Genomic DNA, 295 nt, shown 5'->3' with positions numbered 1-295 from the left:
GACAGTAACTTAAAAGAAAAAATGACTGTAGAAGTTACATATGTCAATTCAAAAGCAGAAAAGAAAAATGAACAAGTTAAATTCGAAACAGTATATAAAGAAGACGATAGCCTAAACAAAGGCGTTGAAAAAGTCGTTCAAGAAGGTAAAAACGGCGAAAAAGTTGTTGAGTATAAAGTAACATTTGAAAATGGCAAAGAGAAAAAACGTGATGTCATTAAAGAAAATGTCACTTCTAAAAAAACTGATAAAGTAGTTGTACGTGGCACGAAAGAAAAAGTGGTAGCAACACCAG

At 31.9% G+C, this 295-nt stretch carries 1 protein-coding gene; it reads left to right on the top strand.

The features are described from left to right. A partial coding sequence (locus NG918_RS16885; RefSeq protein WP_252227221.1) for a G5 domain-containing protein occupies positions 1-295 on the top strand: 295 nt, incomplete at both ends.

Origin of the sequence: Clostridium sp. ZBS2, assembly GCF_023845855.1 — a bacterium.
In the GTDB taxonomy this organism is placed as follows: domain Bacteria; phylum Bacillota; class Clostridia; order Clostridiales; family Clostridiaceae; genus Clostridium; species Clostridium aquiflavi.
Note: the sequence above shows the minus strand (reverse complement) of the source record. Positions and strands in the feature narration are given on the sequence as shown.